Here is a 23,309-nt window from a genome sequence, read left to right on the forward strand (position 1 = left end):
TGGATCGCGGTGATGAGCGTGATGCTCGGCGCCTTCATGGCGGTGCTCGATATCCAGATCACCAACTCCTCGCTCAAGGACATCCAGGGCGCGCTGTCGGCAACCCTGGAAGAAGGCTCGTGGATTTCCACCTCGTACCTGGTGGCGGAAATCATCATGATTCCCCTCACCGCCTGGCTCGTGCAGCTATTGTCGGCGCGGCGCCTGGCGGTGTGGGTGTCCCTCGGCTTCCTCGTCGCCTCCTTGCTGTGCTCCATGGCCTGGAGCCTGGAAAGCATGATTGTCTTCCGCGCCCTCCAGGGTTTTACCGGCGGCGCCCTGATTCCGCTGGCGTTCACCATGACGCTGATCAAACTCCCTGAACATCACCGTGCCAAAGGCATGGCCATGTTTGCCATGACCGCCACTTTCGCGCCCTCCATCGGCCCGACGCTGGGCGGCTGGCTGACCGAAAACTGGGGCTGGGAATACATCTTCTACATCAACATTCCGCCCGGCCTGATCATGATCGCCGGCCTGCTGTACGGCCTGGAGAAGAAGGAAGCGCACTGGGAACTGCTTAAAAGCACCGACTACGCCGGCATCGTTACCCTGGGCGTCGGCCTGGGCTGCTTGCAGGTGTTTCTCGAAGAAGGCCATCGCAAGGACTGGCTGGAGTCGGACCTGATCGTGAGCTTGGGCAGCATCGCCCTGATCAGCCTGATCACCTTCGTGATCGTGCAGTTTTCCAAACCCAATCCGCTGATCAACCTCGGCATCCTGGGCAATCGCAACTTCGGCCTGTCGAGCATTTCCAGCATCGGGATGGGGGTTGGCCTGTACGGCTCGATCTACCTGTTGCCGCTGTATCTGGCGCAGATCCAGAACTACAACGCCCTACAGATCGGCGAAGTGATCATGTGGATGGGCGTGCCGCAGCTGTTCCTGATTCCGCTGGTGCCCAAGCTGATGAAGTATGTCTCGCCGAAATGGCTGTGCACGGTGGGCTTCGGACTCTTCGGGTTGGCGAGTTTTTCTTCGGGCGTACTGAATCCGGACTTCGCCGGGCCGCAGTTCAATCAGATCCAGATCATTCGTGCCTTGGGCCAGCCGCTGATCATGGTCACCATTTCCCTGATCGCCACGGCGTACATCCTGCCCCAGGATGCGGGGTCGGCATCGAGCCTGTTCAACATCCTGCGCAACCTCGGCGGCGCCATCGGCATCGCCCTGCTCGCCACGCTGCTGGATGCGCGAACCAAGACTTACTACGATTATTTGCGCGAAGCGATCGTGCCGACCAACCCGCAGGTGGCGGAGCGGATGGCGTCACTGACGGATCGGTTTGGCAGTGAAGCCGCAGCTTTGGGCAAGCTCAGTGAGATCGCCCACCAGCAGGCGTCGATCATGGCCTATAACGATGCCTTTCATTTTGTCGGGATAGCGCTGGGGATCAGCATGCTGGCGGTGTTGTTGACCAGGAAGTTGCCGGAGGGGTTGAAGGCCGGCGAAGCCCATTGAGGCCACCGCAACCTCTGTAGGAGCTGGCTTGCCAGCGAATCGATGGTGGCCCTGATGCCGCCTTCGCTGGCAAGCCAGCTCCTACAGGTCAACGGTGTCCGTGCTTTTTCAGACTGTGATCAACCGCTCGCGCAACTTGGCAATCTCATCACGCATCTGCGCCGCCGCTTCGAACTCCAGGTCCCGCGCCAGCTGGTACATCTTCTCTTCCAGCGCCTTGATGCGCTTGGCAATCTCGCCCGGCGAGCGCAATTCGGCTTCGTACTTGGCGTTTTCTTCGGCGGCCTTGGCCATGCCCTTGCGCTTCTTGCTGCGCGAGCCCGGCACGGTGGCGCCTTCCATGATGTCGGCCACGTCCTTGAACACGCCCTTGGGCGTGATGCCGTTGGCCAGGTTGAAGGCGATCTGCTTGTCGCGGCGACGCTCGGTTTCGCCAATCGCCCGCTCCATGGAGCCGGTGATCCGGTCGGCATACAGGATCGCCCGGCCATTGAGGTTACGTGCCGCCGACCGATGGTCTGGATCAGCGAGCGCTCGGAACGCAGGAAACCTTCCTTGTCGGCATCGAGGATCGCCACCAGCGACACCTCCGGCATGTCCAGGCCCTCGCGCAGCAGGTTGATCCCCACTAGCACATCGAAGGTGCCCAGGCGCAAATCGCGGATGATTTCCACACGTTCCACGGTGTCGATGTCCGAGTGCAGGTAGCGCACGCGCACGCCGTGATCGGCCAGGTAATCGGTCAAATCTTCGGCCATGCGCTTGGTCAGCGTCGTCACCAGCACCCGCTCTTCCAGGGCGACGCGCTTGGTGATTTCCGACAGCAAGTCGTCGACCTGGGTCAGTGCCGGGCGGATCTCGATTTGTGGGTCCACCAGGCCAGTGGGGCGCACCACCATGTCAATGACGCGCCCGGCGTGTTCGGCTTCATAGTTGCCCGGCGTTGCCGAGACGAAAATCGTCTGCGGGCTGATACTTTCCCACTCGTCGAAACGCATCGGCCGGTTGTCCAGCGCCGACGGCAGGCGGAAGCCATATTCCACCAGCGTCTCCTTGCGTGACCGGTCACCTTTGTACATCGCGCCAACTTGCGGCACGCTGACGTGGGATTCGTCGATCACCAGCAAGGCATCGGCCGGCAGGTAATCGTAAAGGGTCGGCGGCGGCGCCCCGGCTTCGCGACCGGACAGGTAACGCGAGTAGTTCTCGATGCCGTTGCAATAACCCAGCTCGAGAATCATCTCCAGGTCAAACCGGGTGCGCTGCTCCAGGCGCTGGGCTTCCACCAGCTTGTTGTTGGAACGCAGGTATTCCAGGCGCTCCTGCAACTCGACCTTGATGCCTTCGACGGCGCCCATCAGGGTTTCCCGGGGCGTCACGTAGTGGCTTTTCGGGTAGAAGGTGAAACGCGGCAGCTTGCGGATGACTTCTCCGGTCAGCGGATCGAAGGCCGACAGGCTTTCCACTTCATCGTCGAAGAGTTCGATGCGGATCGCTTCGAAATCCGATTCCGCCGGGTGGATATCGATCACGTCGCCGCGCACACGGAAGGTCGCACGGGCGAACTCCATGTCATTGCGGGTGTATTGCAGGTCGGCCAGGCGCCGCAGCAGTTCACGCTGGTCGAGCTTGTCGCCGCGATCCACGTGCAGAACCATCTTCAAGTAGGTTTCCGGGCTGCCCAGGCCGTAGATGCACGACACCGTGGTAACGATGATCGCGTCCTTGCGCTCCAGCAATGCCTTGGTCGCGGACAACCGCATCTGCTCGATGTGATCGTTGATCGAGGCGTCTTTCTCGATGAAGGTGTCCGAGGACGGCACGTAGGCTTCGGGCTGGTAGTAGTCGTAGTAGGAAACGAAGTACTCGACGGCGTTGTTCGGGAAGAACGCCTTGAACTCACCGTACAACTGCGCGGCCAGGGTCTTGTTCGGCGCCAGCACCAGGGTCGGGCGCTGCACCTGGGCGATCACGTTGGCGATACTGAAGGTCTTGCCCGAACCGGTCACACCGAGCAACGTCTGGTGCGCCAGCCCGGCTTCGATGCCCTCGACCATCAGGCGGATGGCTTCCGGTTGATCGCCGGCGGGCTCGAAACGGGTGACTAGCTGGAATTCAGACATGTAGAACCTCTGGGATCACTCTTGCCGGTGAAACCGACACGAACGAGAAAGACCACAAACGACCGATGTCGCCCGAGGAAAAAACTGGATTGCGCTCAATGTGGAGTCGATTGCCAGCGCTTTCAAGGCAAACGTCCTACAACGGGTAAAGACTTAGACGACGCCAATCGACTAACGGTCGAAAAATAATCGGAAAAACTTACCTTAAAAGCCGATTCGTCTGTCGCCATCACTCGCGGATGGCCTCTATACTAGCTCCCCGTTTGTGCACCGCTCTAGTGCATTCGGCTGGAGCGCGACACGTCCCTCCACTCTCCATTCAGAGCCGCCGCAAAAATGAGCCTGTTCTCCGCTGTCGAAATGGCACCACGCGATCCAATCCTGGGCCTCAACGAAGCATTCAACGCCGATACCCGTACCAACAAGGTCAACCTGGGCGTCGGTGTTTATTGCAACGAGGAGGGGAAAATTCCACTCCTGCGCGCCGTTGTCGAAGCCGAAACCATTCGCGTCGCTCAACACGCTTCCCGTGGCTACCTGCCAATCGACGGCATCGCCGCCTACGACCAGGCGGTGCAAAAACTGCTGTTCGGCAATGATTCGCCGCTGATCGCCGCTGGCCGCGTCATCACCACCCAGGCCGTTGGCGGTACCGGCGCCCTGAAAATCGGTGCCGACTTCCTCAAGCAACTGCTGCCAAACGCCGTCGTGGCGATCAGCGACCCGAGCTGGGAAAACCACCGCGCGCTGTTCGAAACCGCCGGTTTCCCGGTGCAGAACTATCGCTACTACGATGCCGCGACCCACGACGTTAACCGCGCCGGCCTGCTGGAAGACCTGAACGCCCTGCCGTCCGGCTCGATCATTGTCCTGCACGCCTGCTGCCACAACCCGACCGGCGTGGACCTGAGCCCCGCGGACTGGAACAACGTCCTGGAAGTGGTGAAAGCCAAAGGTCACGTGCCGTTCCTCGACATGGCGTACCAGGGTTTCGGCGATGGCATCGACGAAGACGCCGCTGCCGTGCGCCTGTTCGCCGAATCGGGCCTGACCTTCTTCGTCTCCAGCTCGTTCTCCAAATCGTTCTCGTTGTACGGCGAGCGCGTTGGTGCCCTGTCGATCGTCAGCGAATCGAAAGAAGAAAGCGCACGCGTCCTGTCGCAAGTCAAACGTGTGATCCGCACCAACTACTCCAACCCGCCGACCCACGGCGCAAGCATCGTCGCTGCCGTGCTCAACAGCCCGGAACTGCGCGCCCAGTGGGAAGCCGAGCTGGCCGAAATGCGCCTGCGCATTCGTGGCATGCGCACGCAGATGGTCGACACCCTGGCGAAAAACGCGCCGCAGCGCGATTTCAGCTTCGTCGGTCGTCAGCGCGGCATGTTCTCCTACTCCGGTCTGTCGGTTGAACAAGTGCATCGCCTGCGCAACGAATTCGGCATCTACGCCCTGGACACCGGCCGTATCTGCGTGGCTGCGTTGAACCAGAGCAACATCAAGGTTGTGACGGATGCGATTGTTCAGGTGATCTGACTTTCGCGTGATACGAAAAACGGGAAGCCTTTGGGCTTCCCGTTTTTTATTTGTCGCAGATAATTCTCAAACCTCCAACCAGCCCCCCTAGACTGCACACATCTATCCTGTAGGAGCTGGCTTGTCGGGTCGCCGCATCGCAGCGAATCGATTTACCAGCCGACATTAATATTGCCCGTGATGGCCTCTTCGCCGGCAAGCCGGCTCCTACAGGTTGTGTTCCACCCGGATTTTTCGAGAACCCACATGAAAAACGATGACCTACGCGCCGACCGCGATGACCTGGATGACTTCATCCCCCGCACCCCGGCCAAACAACGCGGCAACAACCTGGTGATGCAAGTCGCTGCCGGCGTGTTTCTCGGCGGCCTGGCCCTGTGGCTGGTGCAGCTGGGCGCCACCGCGCTCTACGCCAAACTGATGCTGGGCACCATTACCTTCGGCGGCTAGGCCAGTTCGCTCGCGCGCTGGCTGGCAGCGTCGTCATAGGCGACATACAGCGATTCAGCAACCTGGCTCTTGATCGCCTTGGTGCTTTCCAGGCCCAGGACAAACCCCTCGGCCTTCCCCCCTGCACGGTTCAGCTCATCGGCGTTGCTGGCCTGGGTGATGGCATCGAACAGTTTTTCGGCGTGCGGGCCGACCCCCTTGGGCAGGCTGATTTGCGCGATGCTCATGGGAACACCCCGTTGCTTCGAGGTTGTGTGGCGGTCAAGCAAGTCATGGCGCTTACCTTATCGGCGAATGGCCGGCAGCGCGTGTAACCACTTCCGGGCCGCCATGTTAGCCCCCACAGGCAATTCCGGTAACCGCCAATCACCGATAAACCACCGTCCGTCCCGAGAAAACCCTCCCGCTGCTATCAAATGCTTGACTTCTCTTTTTGAATCAGTAACATAGGCGCCATTCCGCGATAGCTCAGTTGGTAGAGCAAGTGACTGTTAATCACTGGGTCCCTGGTTCGAGTCCAGGTCGTGGAGCCAGACAGCAAAATCGAAAAGCCCCTGAATCGAAAGATCCAGGGGCTTTTTTGTGGCCGATGTAAAAGTTAAAAGATCGCAGCCTGCGGCATGTAGGAGCTGCCGCAGGCTGCGATCCTTTGATCTTAAGCGTTTAAACCGTCAGACATGCTCACTGCTTTTGGCATGCACCGCCCGTGGCTCGCCATGCCCGTGATCCACTTCAACCACCGGGATTTCCTTGCCATCACAGTCATGCAACTTGCCGTCGCTGAAGTAATCCCCTTCGCGCAATGCCGCCAGGTCCTGGTAGCGCAGTACCCGCTCGGTACCCGCCGCAAACACCGACTGCTGGTCGGAGTTACCGGCGGTGAGGTGGTTGAAGGTCAGGTTGAGCACGATGGCCATGATTGCCGAAGAGCTGATGCCCGAATGGAAGATCGTCGCGAACCAGCTTGGGAAGTGATCGTAGAAGTTCGGCGCGGCAATCGGGATCATGCCGAAACCGATGGAGGTCGCGACAATGATCAGGTTGACGTTGTTGCGGTAGTCGACCTTGGACAGCGTACGAATGCCGCTGGCCGCGACGGTGCCGAACAGCACGATACCGGCCCCGCCGAGGACCGAAGTCGGCACGGCGGCGATGACGCGCCCCATGAACGGCAGCAGGCCGAGGATCACCAGGAACAGGCCGCCGGTGGCCACCACATAGCGGCTCTTGATCCCGGTCACCGCCACCAGCCCGACGTTCTGGGCGAAGGCGCTTTGGGTGAAGGAGCCGAAGATCGGTGCGATCATGCTCGACAGCATGTCCGCGCGCAGACCATTGCCCAGGCGCTTGGAATCGACCTTGGTGTCGATGATTTCACCCACGGCCAGGATATCAGCCGACGTCTCCACCAGCGTCACCATGACCACGATGCACATCGACAGGATCGCCGCGAAGTGGAAGGTCGGCATGCCGAAGTGGAAAGGTGTAGGGAAACCGAACATCGGGCCCTGGCCGACGGAGGAGAAATCCGCCATGCCGAGGAACACCGCGACGACCGTACCGATGACCATCGCCAACAGGATCGACAACCGGGAGATGGTGGCGCTGCCGATCTTGCTCAGCAACAGCACCAACACCAGCGTCATCGCTGCCAGGCCGATGTTGGCCATGCTGCCAAAGTCAGGGGCATGACTGTTGCCACCCATGGCCCAGCGTGCCGCCACCGGCATAAGCGTCAGGCCGATGGTGGTGATCACGATACCCGTGACCAGCGGCGGGAAGAACTTGGTAATTCGCGAGAACACCGGTGTGATCAGCAACCCGATCAGGGACGCGGCTATCACCGCCCCCAGGATCGACTGAAATCCACCCTCGCCTCCACTGCTGACGATCGCCACCATGGTCGCGACGCCGGAAAACGACACGCCCTGCACCAGCGGCAACTGACAACCGAAAAACGGTAGACCCAGGGTTTGCAGCAACGTGGCCAGCCCCCCCGCAAACAATGAAGCAGCAATCAACAATCCAATGTCCGCCGGCGAGAGGCCGGCCGCCTGACCAATGATCAAAGGCACCGCGACGATGCCACCGTACATGGTCAGAACATGTTGCAGGCCGTAAGCCATATTCGCGCCGATCCCGAGATTTTCATCTTCAGGCCGTTGGTGTGAAACATGGGGCGTTTTCATGTTAGGGGGTTCCCTGGTTTTTGTTATGCGCACACTGTATTCAATACTCAGGACAAATGTCCATAGAGTTGTATACAACTTGCCAGTCAAATTATGAACGGTCGTTCATGCAGACTGTGTGCCACCACGCTCCTTCTCGTAAAAAACCTTGAAATACATCCGTCCGGCCCATTGTCCTGCGCCCACTAGTCTTTTGAATTCATGGCGACCATCGGTAGTAATCGCCGCCTTCCAAATACATATAAAGTATGCATAATGAAGCCATTCGAAATTCAGTATCACAAGGCGAAGAACGCGGCCAACAAACTCAAGCATCTGGGCATCAGCCTCGCAGAGACAGAGCCCGTGTTCTACGACGAACGTGCCCTGACCTTGCAGGACGATCACCATGATGAACCGCGCTGGATCATCATGGGGCTGGATGGCAAGGGGCGTTTGCTGGTCGTTGCGTACACCTACCGTGAACCGAATTTCGTTCGAATCATTTCCGCGCGCCTCGCCAGCAAAAACGAGCGCCGCCAGTATCTGGAGGCTTGACCCATGAAAGACGAGTACGACTTCAGCCATGCCAGCCGCGGGGCGGTTGCCCCCGGCAAAGGCAAGACCCGCATCACCATCATGCTCGACGACGTCGTCATCGAGGCAGCGCGAGCGCTCGCGGAAAGCGAGGGTTATGGCTACCAGACCGCGATCAACAACACGCTGCGCCGGGCGTTGCTGACCGAACACGACAAGGCAGGGACCGGAACTGTTAAACACCTGAAAAAGGGGATCACCGGCTCTGATCTGAAAAGCCTGGAAAAAAAGCTCGCGCAAGCCCTTAGCGAAATTCAGCGGCTGATGGAGCCCGAAGCCCGTCCGTAGGCACGAAAAAGGGGCAGGCTGATCCAATCTGCCCCTTTTTTGTGTGCACGATGAACCGCCTATTGCGGCACTATCAATCTCTCAAGTGTGCGCATCAATGTCGCATTGTTTGGCACCCGAATCCCGAACTCGCTTTCCAGTACACCCATCAACTCCTGCACATCGGCCACTTCCCGGCGTTCGCTGTCATGCCCCATGCGATGGATCGCAAAGCTGCCGTTATTGAGGGTACGACGCCAGCCCTCCCCCGTCCGCGCCACCATCAGTTGCCTGGCGAAGGACGATTCGGGGTGGGTCGAGACATACCAGTTGCCGACGGCGTAATCGATGTCCTCCTGGCGTTGCAGGTCGAAGATGTACATCGCGCGCCACTCCTCCCCGACCTTCGCGCGAAGGGTGTAGCCGTCGGCATGCTGCTCGATCCGATACGGCTCGTGAGGCGTCGACTGTTCATCACGGCTGTCGAGCAACAGCGGTGCGGTGGGCACCATGCCGCCGAAGCCGACGTCAGTGATGTAGCGCACGCCATCGAGCGTCACCAGGCTCAAGCGGTGCGTTCGAGCGGTCCAGGCGCCTTCTGGCTGGCCCATCACCACACGCCCGCTGATGCCCCGCGCTTCGTAGCCAAGCGCCTGCAGCAAAGCCAGAAACAGACAGTTGAGCTCGTAGCAGTAACCGCCACGTCCATCCTGCAGGACCTTTTGCTCGATCGACGTCAGATCGATGCGCACCGGCTCGCCCGCCAGCGTAGTGAGGTTTTCAAACACAAAGGCGCCGGTGTGGCGCAATTGAAGCAGGCGCAGGGTGTCAAGGGTCGGTGCCGGGGGAGCATCGAAGCCCAGACGTTGCAGGTATGACGCAAGGTTAGTCAGACGTGGCTCGCTCATCGCTTGATCCTTATGCACGCAAGCTGCGGATCGCTCCGCCAGGGGGGCTATGTATAAAGGATGAAGGGCCACGGCCGACAATTGATTTAGCCAATCGGCCGGCAAGACAATTCACCGGCGCTTGCGCGAGCCCAATTGAATCCAGGTGGGCGCATGGTCGCTGGCATGGGGCTCGTTGCGCACCCAGGCATCGACCCCGGCTTCTTCGAGGTAAGGACTCAAGGCCGGGTTGAGCAACAGGTGATCGATGCGCAAGCCGGAGTTCTTTTGCCAGTGCTGGCGAAAATAGTCCCAGAAGGTGTAGACCCTCTCCTGCGGATACAGATGACGTACGGCATCGGTCCAGCCCTGGTCCAGCAGACGCTGATAACACTCACGGCTCTCGGGTTGCAGCAAGGCATCCTTGAGCCAGGAACGCGGGTTATAGATGTCGAGATCGGTGGGCACCACATTGTAGTCACCCGCCAGCACCACCGGATGCTCGCTGCCCTGCAGCGATTGCGCGTAGCGTATCAGGCGCTCGAACCAGGCCAGCTTGTAATCGAACTTCGGCCCGGGTTGCGGATTGCCATTGGGCAAATACAGGCAACCCACCAGCACCCCGTGGACGGCCGCTTCCAGATACCGACTGTGATTATCGTCGTCATCGCCCGGCAGACCTCGGCGGCTTTCCAGCGGCTGCGCATCCCGGGCCAGTATCGCCACCCCGTTCCACGACGCTTGCCCCTGCCAGATCGCCCCGTAGCCGATGGCCTCAAGCTGCGCGGCGGGAAATGCGCTGTCGACCGACTTGAGCTCCTGCAGACAGGCGATGTCCGGCTGCTCACGCTCCAGCCAGGCCAACAGATTCGGCAGGCGGGCGCGCATGCCGTTGACGTTGAACGTCGCGATTCGCAACTTTTTCATGACCACCGTCCCGTTTGGCTGGGCCTTTTGGGTGTGACCGCGCCGCCTGCAAGGTGTTCGGTCGGTCACGGCCTGTGCCACTCGTCATCCAGCCGGCACCAACCACCCTGCCCTTCACACCAACTTCAGGTAACGACTCATCTTTTGGAGACGGACCATGATGAACACCAAAATCACTTCGCTGTTTCTCGCTGGATTGCTCTGCGCGGCGCCCTTGGCCACTTTCGCAGAATCCGGCGATGGCGCTGACGCGACGGGCACCAAATCCGGTGCTACCAGCGGCCCGGTCATGCCGCCCGACAACACGCCAAGCTCGCCCTCGGGCGGCAACGCCGGTGACGGTGGCGCAACCGGCTCTTCGAGTGGGAGTGCGGGTGGCAGCAGCAGTTCGGGTGCCGGAGGGGGTACCGGGGCCGGCGGCGGGACTGGCGGGGCTGGCGGCGGGACGGGTAGCTGAACGCGTAAAGGCAGCCGATGGTGATTCAGCGTCGGCTGCCTTTATAGGATGCGCCTACATCTGCTTGACCGCCGGAGGATTCCACTTGCCATTCAACGCCTCGGCCTTCGGACCGTACAAGCGCATGGTCAGGTTGAACGGCCCCTTGGGCGCCGGCAGCCAATTGGCTTCCAGCTCCTTGCCGGGGCTTTCGTTCTGGAAATAGATATCCAGCGAACCGTCGGCGTTGCTCTTGAACGGCATCCAGCTGCTGACCGCGAAGCGGTTGAGCCCGTTGCCCACCTGGAAACCTTCGGGGTCGTACAGCGTGATCGACCAGAAGGCGTTCACCGGAGGCGTCTCGTCCTTGGGGAAATGCAGTACGTACTTGTGCGCTCCATCGAGGGTCTTGCCGTTTTCATCGCCCATATTCAACGGATAAATCGCGTCTTCGGGCAAGTTGGCGCCGAGCCCCATCTGCGCCACGATCGCGCGCTTGAGGTAGTAGTTGCCGTAGACGCCCATGGTGTCGGTGTTCATCGACCACCCGTTGACTACTCGCGCCAGGGTCGGCACCTTCCACGCCATCAGCGCTTGTGCGTCCTTGGGTGCAGTCTCCAGGGCGGCTTTTATTTCCGGGTCCAGTGCATTCATGTCGAACGACTTGCCCGGCTCGATGCCGATACGCTTGAGCTGCGCCAGTAGCGGCTGATCGGTGCTGTGGGCGGGATGCACCTTGAGCAGCTCGGCGGCATAGGCGAAGTAGTCGGCCGCCGACAGGGTGTCGACCTGGATTTTCGGTGGGGTCGTCATGTCCACGGCCGGGTCGATCTTGACACTGACCGGCTCTGCGCCCTTGCCCAGCCGCGACAACGGCGTCACGGTGTAGCCGGCCTGGATCTTGTGCACCGCCGCGTAGTCCGCCGCGCCATCGGTCTTGGTTCGCCCGATGACCCAGACAAAGGGCGTCGGCGCCGGCAGGTGGTTGAGTCCAGCAGGCACAGTGCCGGTCCAGCCCGGTGGCGTTACCAGGAATTGCGCGGCGTTGGTACCCGTGGTGCGCCATCCGGGCGATGCGAATACGTCACTCCACATGTCGAGCATCGGCAGCAAGTAAAAACGTCCGGCGGTGTCCGGGGCGGCGATGACCAGCGGCTCCTTGGTCAGGTCGAGCCATGCAATGGAATACAAGGTGTCGAAGTTCGAGCGCACCACCCCTTTGAAATTCGCCGGCGGGTACTCGGGCACACTCACGAACATGTTCATCGGGCCCTTGCCGAACTCCTTTCCCGGTTCGATGTTGGTGAATTGCTTGCGGGTGATGTCCATGGTCAACAGCGGATAAAAATAAACGTAGGCATCCACGCCGATGGGGTGGGCTTCTTCTGCGGTCATTTTCGCTTGCGCATGACTGACCAGCGGCAAGACAGCGCTGGACACAAGGGTAAGGGCAATGGCGGTCAATGCTTGGGTTATCGACATGGTGGCGATCGTCCGTGCGATGGGGAGATCTGCCGGGAGCGGCAGAGCTACCGCAACTCTAGACGATCAATTGCCCAAGTTCTGACAGGCGGACAATCGGGCAATCGAACCTCGCCTCAACGATCCGATCGCATCAGCGCCTCGACCCCGCCCTCCATCGACAACACCGCCGAACGGTTTCTACCCGAATGTTTGGCCTGATACAGGGCAGCATCCGCGCGCTGGATGAACACCTCCATGCTGTCACGCCCCGTCGGCACGAACGAATAACAACCGAGGCTTACGGTCACGTATCCGGTAGGCGAGCCCGTATGGACGATGTTCTTGCCCATGACGCTGCGGCGAATCTGTTCGGCGAGGGTCATGGCACCATGGAGATCGGTGTCAGGCAGCAACACCGCAAACTCTTCTCCACCGTAACGCACCGCCAGGTCGGCCTTGCGATGGCAGCAGCTTTTCACGGCCCGGGCCACTTCGGCCAGGCAGTGATCGCCCACCACATGACCGTAGGTGTCGTTGTAGCGCTTGAAGAAATCGATATCGAGCATGATCAGGCTCAACGGGCTGTTTTGCCGGGCGCCGCGGCCGAATTCGATATCCAGGGCTCGCTCGAACAGCCTCCGATTGGCCAGGCCGGTCAGACTGTCGTGGGTGGCAATCAGCTCCAGCGCCTGCTGAGCCATGCGCAGATCCGCCTCGACCTGTTCACCGACACGCACCTGGCGAATGAACACCCAACCGATCAGGCCAACGCCCAGCATCACCAGCACGACGATCGCACTGGAACGAAACGCCGTGTCGTACCAGTCCGCCAGGATCGAGTCCCGGGACGAGGCCGCCGAGACCACGAGGGGGTATGCCTCCAGCTGCCGATAGCCATACAGGCGGACAATGCCATCCACTTGGGAAGCGAACATCGCGTTGCCGGAAGTCGCCTGGGGCAACAGGTTCTGAAAGATTTCCCCCTTGGCCAATGAGGTACCGATCTGCGCCTGCACATAGGGTCGACGGGCCAGCAGCGTGCCATCGGTCAGCGCCAGAAACATCGCGCCGTTGTCGTCGATACTGAAGCTTTTGAAGAACTGCTCGAAGTACGACATCTTGATCCCGGCCAACAGCACCCCCTGGAACTGGCCATTGCGGTCGTTGACCCGCCGGGAGATCGGAATGATCCATTCGCCATTTTCCCGACTGCGGATGGCCGGGCCGATGTGCGCCACGGTCGAGACGTTCTGTTGGTGAAACTTGAAGTACTCGCGATCTGCCACGCCGCCCCCGCGGGGCAGTGCCGCAAATGAGGTGACGACCCACTGGCCCTTTTGGTCGAACAGCAGGATGCCGTGCAATTGGCTGAGCGCCTGCACCCGTCGGGTGAAGGTCTTCTGCAAGCGCGGACGCTGGGCCGCGCCGAACCCGTCGGCCTGGATCCAGTCCACCAGGCTGGTCAGCACCAGGTCGGCTTGCATAAAGGTGTCTTCGGCCTGCTGTGCCATGGCCCGCGTCAGGTTCGACGAAGCGACCTGGGCCTGGCTCAGGTCGTGGCGCCGGGATTGTTCCAGTTGCAGATAAAGCAAGGCGCACAGGCACAGGCACACCGTGCCGATAAACCACACTGCCGCCTTGCGCAGCGGGATGCGCTTCAGGGCGACGCCGGGGGCGTGGTACAGGTCATCAAGGCGTGTTGGCAAAAATGCGCTCCCTGAAAGGGCAAGGCATGAGCGACACCCCATGCCCCTGGTTTCGGGCGCCAAGTCTACGGTGTTCCAAACGGGAAAAGGGCACCAGACGCCAAATGGTTGCCCCGCCCACCTGGAAACCGTCAGAGGGCCTGACGCAGGACAACAACCTGATCGCCCTCAACCAGCTAGGATGTGTCTTACACCACGTCAGGGAATTGAACATGAGCAAGGCAGACGAGCTCGCGATAAAATTGAAACAGACCCGATCTACCGGTATTGATCAGGCGATCGACAGCTGGCCGGGCCAGGTCTACGAGCTGTATCACCAGATCGAGGCCTGGCTGCAGCCTTTGACCGAGGCCGGTCTGGTCCTGCGGCGCAACCCCACTCACGTCTTCGAGAGTCACCCGCTGGGTGACACGTTCGACTATGCCATCGACCAACTGGTGATCAGCGCCAATCGCCTGAGCATCACGTTCGACCCTGTTGCGCGCTTTACGGCGGATGGCGAAGGGCGAGTCGAAATTCACTGCCAGGGCAACGAACTTGCCCTGTTGCGCACCGTGGACGAACACGGTGCAACACATTGGTGGCTGCAAGGGATCGAGCAGGCTGCCACGCGACCGGATGCGGTGGCGCTGACAGAAAACAATCTGCTGTCGGTGGTACAGGCAGGACTGGCGCTCTGATCAGCGCAAAGGTGGAACCCGGATATCCCCGGCGCGGCATTGGGTCTTCACGCCTTTGCCGCAAGAGGCAAACGCCAGGTCCTTGTCCATGCAGACCCGAACCTCCGACAACTGCGGCCCGTTGCAGATCACCACAATGCCATCCGCCGGAATCTGCGGATTGCTCTGGCGGAACATCCGCGTTATGTCCGCCGCAGTAAAATAATGCGTGGTGCTCAAGGGTTGCAGTTGCTCGGGAATGCTGACCGCGCCCAGGGCCTTGTCGGAGGCCTCCAGGTACCCGTCGGCGCCGAGGCCGCTGCACGTGCCGTGCTTGGCCCATTCGTGCTCGAGTAGTTTCCTCGACGGGTACAACATCAAGCCCTTGGCCCGCTCCTCTGCCGAGAGCTTCTCCCTCGGCGCGCAGGACTTCGGCCAACCGCCCCCGGTGTATTGCGGCCAGAGGCCGTGAAGCACAAAGCCATAGCCTTTGCCGGAACATTGCGCGTCGTCAGCATGGGTCAGGCAGTAAGTGGGTGACCAGGACAGCGCCAACAGGTAGTAATCAAACACCCCTGCCACGGATGCCGGCCCGCCATTTCGCGAGTCCCGGGCGCTGCTCGTGCCGACGCTGGCGAACGTCAACAGGATCAGCGCGACCACGGCGTAAAGTCTGTTCATCGGCACGCTCCCGCAGGGTGGCTTGACCGACGATGGGTCGATCAAAAGCCGCTACTTTGGCATAGCCACCAGCGCTTTCGCACCACGAGAGTGAGTCGAAATAATTAATGTCGCGTGATCCGTCAGAGCAACCTGTCGAGCTCTTGCAGCGTCATCCGGGGGATCACCCGCGGTGGAATTTTCGAGATGTCGGACAGGTTGTAAACCTGAAAATCCTTGTTCACCACCTGCTGCGACAGGATCTTGAACGACGGCAGGATTCGCGTATGAAAATGCTCATCGAGCACACAGGGAGAAGCGAAACTGCCCGACCTCTCATAGAAGCGCCCCGCCGTCGGGTCCAGGTCGACGCCCACCAGGAATACCCGGGTAAATCCCAGGTGGTAGGCCAGCTGCAAAGCCAGGTAGGCGACGGTACGGGCGTCAAAAAAACCACGTTTGAGATTCTTGCTGAAACCCAGGGTTTTGTTGCGGCCACTGCCTAGCCTGCGGACCCTGACCAAATCCTTGTCTGTCCTGAAAAACTCGCTCCACGAAAGCCTGGGTGCCCGGCTCAGCAAGTACAGCTTGCCCTGAGGCTTTACCGAGGTGTGCCAGATATGTTTTTCCCACAGCGCAACCCGCTCGCTGAGGCGCATGGCTTCGGTAAACAGTTCCGGTTGCTGCTCGGAAAAACCCTGATCCGTACAGACATAGAAGTACGGCTTGATCCCCGTCCCGGTGAATTTCGAAATGGCACCGTTCATGGTAATCATTGGAACGCCGGCATACTTGTGTAACGGGAAATCTTTTGCCGACGCACCCGACGCCACGATGAACACGGGACCCGTTTGAGTGTTGCGGCACTCATCCAGATCATGCACCCGAAACGAATCTGTGATGTGTGTCATTTTTTTATCGGCAACATCCATCGTCAATGTCTCTATCCCTGTTATTGATCAACTGTGACCCACTTCCATGTCGATAGTTTTCAGCGGGTAAACCTTCGGCTCGGCATCTCGAAAAGACGCCTGGGGTTACGATTTGTCCTGGCCTGTGACCACCATTGGCGGTTCTGCACGTTGCAACTCCAGAGCGGGCAACTTCGACGGCTGGTTCAAGAGTCGCAGCACCGGGGAATCGTAACCGTAAACGTCGGGTTTGAACGTCACCCGTCCGTCGGTATTCAGGTCCACCGTCCAATAGGCCAGCAGCACGGGCACCTTGACGGGAAGCTTGATGTTTTCGGTTCTACCGTTGGCCAGTTGCTTTTGAATACCCGCCGAATTCCAGCGCACAGGGTCGTTGAACAGCAGTTCGACCAACTGCAACGGATTCTCCACCCGGATGCAGCCGGAGCTGGTGGCCCGCATGGATTTGGCAAACAGCTCGCGATGGGGGGTGTCGTGGAGGTAGATCGCATAGTCGTTGGGGAAGCGGATGACCACCTGCCCCAGTGAGTTTTCCGGACCGGCGTCCTGGCGCAGCGTGATGCCGCGCGCGTTGGACCAGTCGACGGTCGACGGATCGAGCGTGTTGCCTTCGCGGTCCAGGGCGCGAATCCGGTTGGCCGCGAGGTAGCCCGGATTCTGCTGGATCTTGGGCAGCATATCCTTGACCAGAATCGTCGGCGGAACGGTCCAGGTGGGGTTGAACGTGACGTAGGTGATTTCCGACTGGAACACCGGCGTGCTGCGAAACGGTTTGCCGACCTGCACCCGGGAACGCCAGACCGGCTGGCCGTCGCGGTACAAGGCGACCTTGTAGCCGGCGATATCGACGATGACAAAAGTGCCTTGCAGCTTATAGAGCAACCAGCGCGCCCGTTCCATGTTCACCCGAACCTGATCGATTCGCGCCTCGACCGGCACATTCAGTGCCGCCAGCGTCGTCGCCCCCGCCACGCCATCGGCGCCGAGGTACTGTTCGAGCTGATACTTCTTCACCGCGGCGATGACACTGTCGTCGTAATCGGTACGCTTCGATTTGTGCGGGTCCAGATAACCGGCTGCCACCAGGCGTGCGCGCAATTGCCGGACCGCGGCATTGTCCATGCCGGGCTTGAGCGACTGCCCTTCGGCGACTTTTGGCCAGCCACCGGCGTCACGAATCTGGCGCAACTGCGCAAGGCTCTCGCGCAGGCTGCGATAAACCGCCTCCTGAGGTGGCGCCAGAACGAACGCACGAGCGACGTCGTGATCATCCAGGGCAGTAAAGAAGCTGTTCATATCCTCGCGCGGGTCAATGCCCTCGGGCTCGAAGTTCCAGTGAAAATCCAACCGGGCCGGATCTACCTTGCCACGGCGCAACTGCAGCAGCGCCGTGATGTACGTACGAGTTGCCGCGATGTCGAAAGCCGCCCATTGCGCCGGCGTCGGCGCCGTGGCCTGCAGCGCCAGTTGCGCCTGGGCCAGTTCGCCAGCCCGGTAATCCTCGGGGATCAGGCCATCGGCCTGGGTACCATCAAGTCCTTGGAGCAACTGGCTGACATCTCGCCCGTTGGTCCAGGCGGCGCGGAAATTGCGATGCGAATAGAAATCCAGGACTACCCGGGCGACATCCACCCGTTGATGTTTGCGCGAGGTCAACAGAGGCGGGAATGAAGATTGCAGCGGTTCGAGCTCCGACTGGATGGCCTGACCAACGACGTCATCGGGCGCGGCACCGAGCACACTCACTAGCGCCGGAGATACCTGCACGATCGGCGAAGTTTCACCCATCGCAACGCCGCTGATCAGAAAGACCATAAAAAATACACGGCTTATGACGAATGACCTTGTTAATTGACCCATGGATAATCCTTAATCGCCTGTAATCAAAGGGCTAGCGTCCAACTCACTGCTAGACTCGAAATATTCCTGAAGAGACATTTTTATGGCGCTACATCGCTTTGGCCTGACAGCCCTGTTGCTGACGTCGGCTATCCTCCCGTCAGCCTACGCCGATTCGCTCGAAGTCGCGCTGGCCAAAGCGGCTCCAAACGCCAATGCCAAGGTCATTGCCCTGGCGGTGCGCGCCACACAGTGTACCCGCGCCCAAGGCTCTGTTCCGGCACAGAGACTAGCAGTGATCGATTATTCCCTACCTTCGACCGAACAACGCCTGTGGGTGTTCGATCTGAAAAAACGCAAGCTGCTGTTCCACGAACTTGTCGCCCATGGCCGCAACAGCGGCGAAAACATGACCACCCAGTTTTCCAACCAGAATGAAAGCTTCGCCACCAGCCTTGGCCTGTACCGCACCCAACAGAGTTACGTCGGCAAGAACGGCTATTCCTTGCGCATGGAAGGCCTGGAGCCTGGCTTCAACGATAACGCCTTTGACCGGGCCATCGTCATTCACGGCGCGCCCTATGTCAGCCCGGTGCTGGCTCGCGCCAACGGCCGGATCGGCAGGAGCCTGGGTTGCCCGGCGGTCAGGCCCGCCATCGCTCATCGCCTGATTGACTCGATGAAGGATGGACAGCTGCTGTTTTCCTACTATCCGGACCAGCGTTGGCTGAAATCGTCTTCTTACATCAATTGCGGCGGCGGTACTGTAGCCTCGTCGGACAAAGTCACTTCACGCCAGTAAACGGCCCACGCAAGCGGTCATCGGCCAAAGACGGGAACCACGTCAGGGAAATTGCGTGTAAGCACGCTTATAATCCGCCGGTTCGCCCGCATTCGAGACCGGTATGACCGCTATCCATATCAAGTTCCCCTCCCTGACGCTCAAGGCCGGCGCCCGGGCACTGGCACGCATTCGCCAGAACGGCTTGAGCGCCGCCGATGTCGGCACGCTGCCCGGTGCCGCCGGCGGTCCCAAGGCCTTGGGCATTCAGGGACTGGACCTGGCCTTGTTTGGCGAATGGTTGCCGGCGGTGCCGCGCGAGCGCTCGTTGATCGGTGCATCGGTGGGCTCCTGGCGTTTCGCCAGTGCCTGCCTGCCGGATGCCGCCGAAGGCCTGCGGCGCCTCGGCCAGCTGTATACCGAGCAGAACTTTGCCAAAGGCGTGACCATGGCGCAGATCAGCGAAAGCTCCCGGCGCATGCTCGATGATCTGCTCGACGGGCGTGACGCGGCTGTGCTCGACAACCCCCATTACCGCTTGAATATCATGGTGGTCAAAAGCCACGGACTGCTCGCGGACGACCACCGGGGCCGACTGGGCCTGGGCCTGTCGTCAGTGATCGCCGACAACCTGCGCGGACGTGCGCGGCTGTCCCGGCACTTCGAGCGGCTGATCATCCACGATCCGCGCCTGGCACCGCCGGTCAACGCGCTGAACGACTTTCCGTCGCGCTTCGTCGCCCTGGACAGCGCCAATCTGCGCCAAGCCCTGCTCGCCTCGGGTTCTATCCCGATGGTGATGGAAGGCGTGCGTCATCTTCCTGGCGCAGGTACGGGTACATTCCGCGATGGCGGTCTGCTGGACTATCACCTGGACTTGCCCTACAGCGGCAACGACATCGTGCTTTATCCGCACTTCACCGACCGGGTGATTCCCGGCTGGTTCGACAAGACCCTGCCATGGCGTCGCGCCTGCCCCAAGCGCTTGCAGGATGTGCTGCTGCTTGCGCCTTCGAAGGAGTACCTGGCGCGCCTGCCCTATGGCAAATTGCCAGACCGCAATGACTTCAAGCGTTTCATGGGCGACGCCCCGAGCCGTCAGAAATACTGGCGCACGACCATGGATGAAAGCCGCCGCCTGGGCGACGAGTTTCTCGAACTGGCGGCCAACGGTCGTCTCGCCGAACGCTTGCTGACCCTTTAGTCAGGACAAGCTGTTAAACTCGCCACCTGCCCACATCGCCGCGGCGATCGCCACCTGAACAGAGCTGAAACCACTGTGGAAATCTTCAAAGAATTTACCTTCGAATCCGCCCACCGCCTGCCCCACGTCCCGGACGGCCACAAGTGCGGCCGCCTGCACGGTCACTCGTTCAAAGTGGCGATTCACCTCAGTGGCGACCTCGATCCGCACACCGGCTGGATTCGTGACTTTTCGGAAATCAAGGCGATCTTCAAGCCGCTGTATGAGCGTCTGGACCACAACTACCTGAACGATATTCCTGGCCTGGAGAATCCGACCAGTGAAGTGCTGGCCAAATTCATCTGGGCTGAGCTCAAGCCGCTGCTGCCGGAATTGAGCGCCATCCGGATTCACGAGACCTGCACCAGCGGGTGCATCTATCGCGGCGAGTGAGCCAATCGATCAAAAAAACCACCGAGACCGGTGGTTTTTTTATGCCTATGCTTTTTGGCTCGCATCCGCCAAGAGGACACGCACATGACTGACTGGCCGCTGGCTCAAAGCTATCGCTTCAATGGGCATTCCGTTCGCTATGCCGTGCGCGGCGATGGCCCGCCGCTGGTGTTCGTGCATGGCACGCCCTTCTCTTCCCATGTCTGGCACCGGATTGCGCCGCACTTCATCACCACGCATCGGGTGCACTACTTCGACTTGCTGGGCTACGGGCAATCGGAAAAGGTCGATGGCGACGTCTCCCTGGGTGTGCAAAACCAGTTAATGGCGCAGTTGCTGGAACACTGGGGCCTGGATCACCCGGACGTAGTGGCCCACGACTTTGGCGGGGCAACCGCCCTGCGCTGCCATTTGCTCAACGGCAAGGATTACCGCAGCCTCACGCTGATCGACCCGGTGGCACTGACGCCCTGGGGTTCGCCGTTCGTGCAACATGTGCGTCAGCACCAAGCTGCGTTCAGCGGTGTGCCGGACTACATTCAGCGGGCCATAGTCCCGGCTTATATCCGCGGGGCGATCAAGCGCGACATCCCGGATGACGAACTCGCACCCTATGTGCAACCGTGGCTGGGCGATCCGGGGCAGGCGGCGTTCTATCGCCAGATCGCGCAGATGGACGAGCGCTACACCCGCGAGGCCGAGGGGCTGTACCCGACGATTCGCTGCCCGGTGCAGATTCTCTGGGGCGAGGACGACCAGTGGATTCCCATCGATCGCGGGCGGGCCCTGCAGGCCATGATTCCGGGGGCGCAGTTTCATGCGGTGGCTAAAGCCGGGCATCTGGTTCAGGAAGATGCACCGGAAGCCGTTGTCGCTGCATTGATGCGTTTTTTGCCGTTGAACATGACGGTTTGACGCGGCCGCCTTGAACATTGGGTTGGTCTTGAGGCCGCCATCGCTGGCAAGCCAGCTCCTACAGGGGAACGCGCACCACCTGACAACGAGGTCGAGCGTTAGCTCGCCTCGCTTTGGCTTTTGCTCTGCTTTTGCTTTTGATTTTCTTGCCCCATCGAGAGGCCGATTGGAGGTTCTGCGCAGTGGGCAAACCGGCATGGATGCCGGTTTAGCCGCGCTGGGCCATGGATGGCCCATCGCGGCGGGCCCACGGAGCAGGACCGGAGCGAGGGCATGCCGAGCCACAGCGAGGCACCGAACGCCAGGGGCAAGAGCCCTTGGTTACTTGGGGCCGGGCGGCGTTCCGTTTTTCCAAGTGACTCGCTGTAAGAGCGAAACCATAAGTGGCCGTTACCGCAGGAATGGATATGTACGCGGTCAACAAAACATATGGCGGCGCTAAAAAAGACCGCTGGCGGCATTTGCCGCTGCCGAGCTAACGTAGAGATATCGTCCAAACGGTTCTCTGAAAGGATCTGCCCGATGCACATCATCAACGCCCGGCTGCGCAACCAGGAAGGCCTGCATGAACTGCACCTGGAAAACGGCCTGATCAGCAACATCGCCCGGCAGACCGAAGCGCCGACCCTGGGTCCCGACGATCTGGACGCCGGTGGCAACCTGGTGGTGCCGCCCTTCGTCGAACCGCACATCCACCTCGACGCCACCCTCACCGCTGGCGAACCGCGCTGGAACATGAGCGGCACGCTGTTCGAAGGCATCGAATGCTGGGGCGAGCGCAAGGTCACCATCACCGAGGAAGACACCAAGGTGCGCGCCAGGAAAACCCTCCAGGCCCTTGCCGCCCACGGCATCCAGCATGTGCGCACCCACGTCGATGTCACCGACCCGCAGCTCACCGCGCTCAAGGCCATGCTCGAGGTGCGCGAAGAAAGCCGGCATCTGGTCGACATGCAGATCGTCGCATTCCCCCAGGAGGGCATCGAGTCGTACCGCAATGGCCGCGAGCTGATGGAAGAAGCCATCCGCATGGGTGCCGATGTGGTGGGCGGCATTCCGCATTTCGAGTACACCCGCGACCAGGGCGTCAGCTCGATAAAATTCCTCATGGACCTGGCCGAGCGCACCGGTTGCCTGGTGGACGTGCATTGCGATGAAACCGATGACCCGCAGTCACGCTTCCTCGAAGTGCTGGCCGAAGAAGCCCGCAGCCGCGACATGGGCTCGCGGGTCACCGCCAGCCATACCACGGCGATGGGCTCGTATGACAACGCCTACTGCGCCAAGCTGTTTCGCCTGCTCGGGCACGCGGGGATCAGCTTCGTCTCCTGCCCCACCGAAAGCATCCACCTGCAAGGGCGTTTCGACAATTTCCCGAAACGCCGGGGCGTGACCCGGGTCAACGAGCTGCTGGAAGCCGGCATGAACGTGTGTTTCGGCCAGGATTCGATCGTCGACCCCTGGTACCCCCTGGGCAATGGCAACATCCTGCGGGTGCTCGAAGCCGGCCTGCACATCTGTCACATGCTCGGTTATCGCAACCTGCAAAACGCCCTGGACCTGGTCACCGTCCACAGCGCCAGGGCGATGGCATTGGATGAGCGCTACGGGCTTGAACCCGGACGGCCGGCGAACTTGCTGATCCTGTCCGCGGAGAACGATTACGAGGTCATTCGCAGCCAGGGCTTGCCGCTGTATTCGGTGCGTGGCGGCAAGGTGTTGATGAAGCGGACGATGCCGGTGGTGGAGTTCTCCGGCGAGCAGATCTGAAGGTTGCGGTGACTGGGCTGGCCCCTTCGCGGGCAAGCCCGCTCCTACAGTGGATTGCG

21 protein-coding genes, 1 tRNA gene and 1 pseudogene are annotated in these 23,309 nt (G+C 60.6%); 13 read left to right on the forward strand and 10 right to left on the reverse strand.

Annotation, left to right across the window (positions count from 1 at the left end):
• The first annotated feature begins 9 nt into the window (after nucleotides 1-9).
• The gene (locus SOP95_RS08815; RefSeq protein WP_274075522.1) at nucleotides 10-1,500 is read left to right on the forward strand and encodes an MDR family MFS transporter; all 1,491 of its coding nucleotides are present in this window, start codon (nucleotides 10-12) and stop codon (nucleotides 1,498-1,500) included.
• A 108-nt stretch (nucleotides 1,501-1,608) separates the two neighbouring features.
• Here SOP95_RS08815 and uvrB read toward each other — a convergent pair.
• A pseudogene (uvrB, locus tag SOP95_RS08820) lies at nucleotides 1,609-3,623 on the reverse strand (excinuclease ABC subunit UvrB).
• 336 nt (nucleotides 3,624-3,959) lie between these two features.
• On the opposite strand from uvrB, the gene SOP95_RS08825 reads away from it, so the two are divergent.
• Nucleotides 3,960-5,156, forward strand: a complete 1,197-nt coding sequence (locus tag SOP95_RS08825; RefSeq protein ID WP_274075441.1) for an amino acid aminotransferase — start codon at nucleotides 3,960-3,962, stop codon at nucleotides 5,154-5,156.
• A gap of 246 nt (nucleotides 5,157-5,402) precedes the next feature.
• Nucleotides 5,403-5,606, forward strand: a complete 204-nt coding sequence (locus SOP95_RS08830; RefSeq protein ID WP_111282164.1) for a hypothetical protein — start codon at nucleotides 5,403-5,405, stop codon at nucleotides 5,604-5,606.
• On the opposite strand, the gene SOP95_RS08835 is transcribed toward SOP95_RS08830, so the two are convergent.
• Nucleotides 5,603-5,833, reverse strand: coding sequence for a hypothetical protein (locus SOP95_RS08835; RefSeq protein WP_274075442.1), 231 nt, complete (start codon nucleotides 5,831-5,833; stop codon nucleotides 5,603-5,605). The two genes, SOP95_RS08830 and SOP95_RS08835, sit on opposite strands and share 4 nt — an antisense overlap.
• 230 nt (nucleotides 5,834-6,063) lie before the next feature.
• Here SOP95_RS08835 and SOP95_RS08840 point away from each other — a divergent pair.
• Nucleotides 6,064-6,139 (forward strand) — tRNA-Asn (locus SOP95_RS08840).
• A 138-nt stretch (nucleotides 6,140-6,277) separates the two neighbouring features.
• On the opposite strand, the gene SOP95_RS08845 is transcribed toward SOP95_RS08840, so the two are convergent.
• Nucleotides 6,278-7,795, reverse strand: coding sequence for a nucleobase:cation symporter-2 family protein (locus tag SOP95_RS08845; RefSeq protein WP_274075443.1), 1,518 nt, complete (start codon nucleotides 7,793-7,795; stop codon nucleotides 6,278-6,280).
• Between the two features lie 255 nt (nucleotides 7,796-8,050).
• Here SOP95_RS08845 and SOP95_RS08850 point away from each other — a divergent pair, with 255 nt between their 5' ends.
• Entirely contained in the window at nucleotides 8,051-8,332 is a 282-nt protein-coding gene (locus SOP95_RS08850; RefSeq protein WP_274075444.1) for a BrnT family toxin, read from the forward strand.
• Nucleotides 8,333-8,335: 3 nt separating this feature from the next.
• A complete protein-coding gene (locus SOP95_RS08855) occupies nucleotides 8,336-8,659 on the forward strand; it encodes a BrnA antitoxin family protein (RefSeq protein ID WP_274075445.1) in 324 nt (107 codons plus the stop codon).
• 59 nt (nucleotides 8,660-8,718) lie between these two features.
• On the opposite strand, the gene SOP95_RS08860 is transcribed toward SOP95_RS08855, so the two are convergent.
• Both SOP95_RS08860 and SOP95_RS08865 read right to left on the reverse strand, forming a co-directional pair.
• The gene (locus SOP95_RS08860) at nucleotides 8,719-9,546 is read right to left on the reverse strand and encodes an arylamine N-acetyltransferase family protein (protein WP_323606850.1); all 828 of its coding nucleotides are present in this window, start codon (nucleotides 9,544-9,546) and stop codon (nucleotides 8,719-8,721) included.
• 111 nt (nucleotides 9,547-9,657) lie between these two features.
• Nucleotides 9,658-10,452, reverse strand: a complete 795-nt coding sequence (locus SOP95_RS08865) for an exodeoxyribonuclease III (RefSeq protein ID WP_274075447.1) — start codon at nucleotides 10,450-10,452, stop codon at nucleotides 9,658-9,660.
• A gap of 157 nt (nucleotides 10,453-10,609) precedes the next feature.
• On the opposite strand from SOP95_RS08865, the gene SOP95_RS08870 reads away from it, so the two are divergent.
• Nucleotides 10,610-10,909, forward strand: coding sequence for a hypothetical protein (locus SOP95_RS08870; RefSeq protein WP_323606851.1), 300 nt, complete (start codon nucleotides 10,610-10,612; stop codon nucleotides 10,907-10,909).
• A gap of 54 nt (nucleotides 10,910-10,963) precedes the next feature.
• On the opposite strand, the gene SOP95_RS08875 is transcribed toward SOP95_RS08870, so the two are convergent.
• Together SOP95_RS08875 and SOP95_RS08880 are read right to left on the reverse strand one after the other, a co-directional pair.
• Nucleotides 10,964-12,370, reverse strand: a complete 1,407-nt coding sequence (locus tag SOP95_RS08875) for a DUF1254 domain-containing protein (protein WP_323606852.1) — start codon at nucleotides 12,368-12,370, stop codon at nucleotides 10,964-10,966.
• Between the two features lie 116 nt (nucleotides 12,371-12,486).
• A complete protein-coding gene (locus SOP95_RS08880; RefSeq protein ID WP_323606853.1) occupies nucleotides 12,487-14,058 on the reverse strand; it encodes a sensor domain-containing diguanylate cyclase in 1,572 nt (523 codons plus the stop codon).
• A gap of 212 nt (nucleotides 14,059-14,270) precedes the next feature.
• Here SOP95_RS08880 and SOP95_RS08885 point away from each other — a divergent pair, with 212 nt between their 5' ends.
• Nucleotides 14,271-14,738, forward strand: a complete 468-nt coding sequence (locus SOP95_RS08885; RefSeq protein WP_323606854.1) for a hypothetical protein — start codon at nucleotides 14,271-14,273, stop codon at nucleotides 14,736-14,738.
• Here SOP95_RS08885 and SOP95_RS08890 read toward each other — a convergent pair whose 3' ends face one another.
• The 3 genes from SOP95_RS08890 to SOP95_RS08900 form a co-directional block, all read right to left on the reverse strand.
• Nucleotides 14,739-15,398, reverse strand: a complete 660-nt coding sequence (locus tag SOP95_RS08890; protein WP_323606855.1) for a ribonuclease T2 — start codon at nucleotides 15,396-15,398, stop codon at nucleotides 14,739-14,741.
• 122 nt (nucleotides 15,399-15,520) lie between these two features.
• Complete coding sequence (locus tag SOP95_RS08895; protein ID WP_274075453.1) at nucleotides 15,521-16,309, reverse strand: lipopolysaccharide biosynthesis protein; 789 nt, start codon at nucleotides 16,307-16,309, stop codon at nucleotides 15,521-15,523.
• Nucleotides 16,310-16,414: 105 nt separating this feature from the next.
• Nucleotides 16,415-18,169 carry a L,D-transpeptidase family protein gene (locus SOP95_RS08900; protein WP_323606856.1) on the reverse strand — a complete coding sequence of 585 codons (1,755 nt, stop codon included), beginning with the start codon at nucleotides 18,167-18,169 and terminating at the stop codon, nucleotides 16,415-16,417.
• 82 nt (nucleotides 18,170-18,251) lie between these two features.
• Between SOP95_RS08900 and SOP95_RS08905 the strand changes: the two genes are divergently transcribed.
• The 5 genes from SOP95_RS08905 (at nucleotide 18,252) to codA (ending at nucleotide 23,250) form a co-directional block, all read left to right on the forward strand.
• A complete protein-coding gene (locus tag SOP95_RS08905; protein ID WP_274075455.1) occupies nucleotides 18,252-18,950 on the forward strand; it encodes a murein L,D-transpeptidase catalytic domain family protein in 699 nt (232 codons plus the stop codon).
• Between the two features lie 103 nt (nucleotides 18,951-19,053).
• Nucleotides 19,054-20,133 carry a patatin-like phospholipase family protein gene (locus SOP95_RS08910; protein WP_323606857.1) on the forward strand — a complete coding sequence of 360 codons (1,080 nt, stop codon included), beginning with the start codon at nucleotides 19,054-19,056 and terminating at the stop codon, nucleotides 20,131-20,133.
• 75 nt (nucleotides 20,134-20,208) lie between these two features.
• On the forward strand, nucleotides 20,209-20,565 hold the full coding sequence (gene queD / locus SOP95_RS08915; protein ID WP_008056290.1) for a 6-carboxytetrahydropterin synthase QueD: 357 nt from the start codon (nucleotides 20,209-20,211) through the stop codon (nucleotides 20,563-20,565).
• Nucleotides 20,566-20,649: 84 nt separating this feature from the next.
• Nucleotides 20,650-21,480, forward strand: coding sequence for an alpha/beta fold hydrolase (locus SOP95_RS08920; protein ID WP_274075457.1), 831 nt, complete (start codon nucleotides 20,650-20,652; stop codon nucleotides 21,478-21,480).
• A gap of 522 nt (nucleotides 21,481-22,002) precedes the next feature.
• Nucleotides 22,003-23,250, forward strand: a complete 1,248-nt coding sequence (gene codA, locus SOP95_RS08925) for a cytosine deaminase (RefSeq protein ID WP_323606858.1) — start codon at nucleotides 22,003-22,005, stop codon at nucleotides 23,248-23,250.
• Nucleotides 23,251-23,309: the final 59 nt, after the last annotated feature.

This window comes from Pseudomonas sp. YuFO8 (genome assembly GCF_035065025.1).
In the GTDB taxonomy this organism is placed as follows: Bacteria; Pseudomonadota; Gammaproteobacteria; order Pseudomonadales; family Pseudomonadaceae; genus Aquipseudomonas; species Aquipseudomonas putida_AE.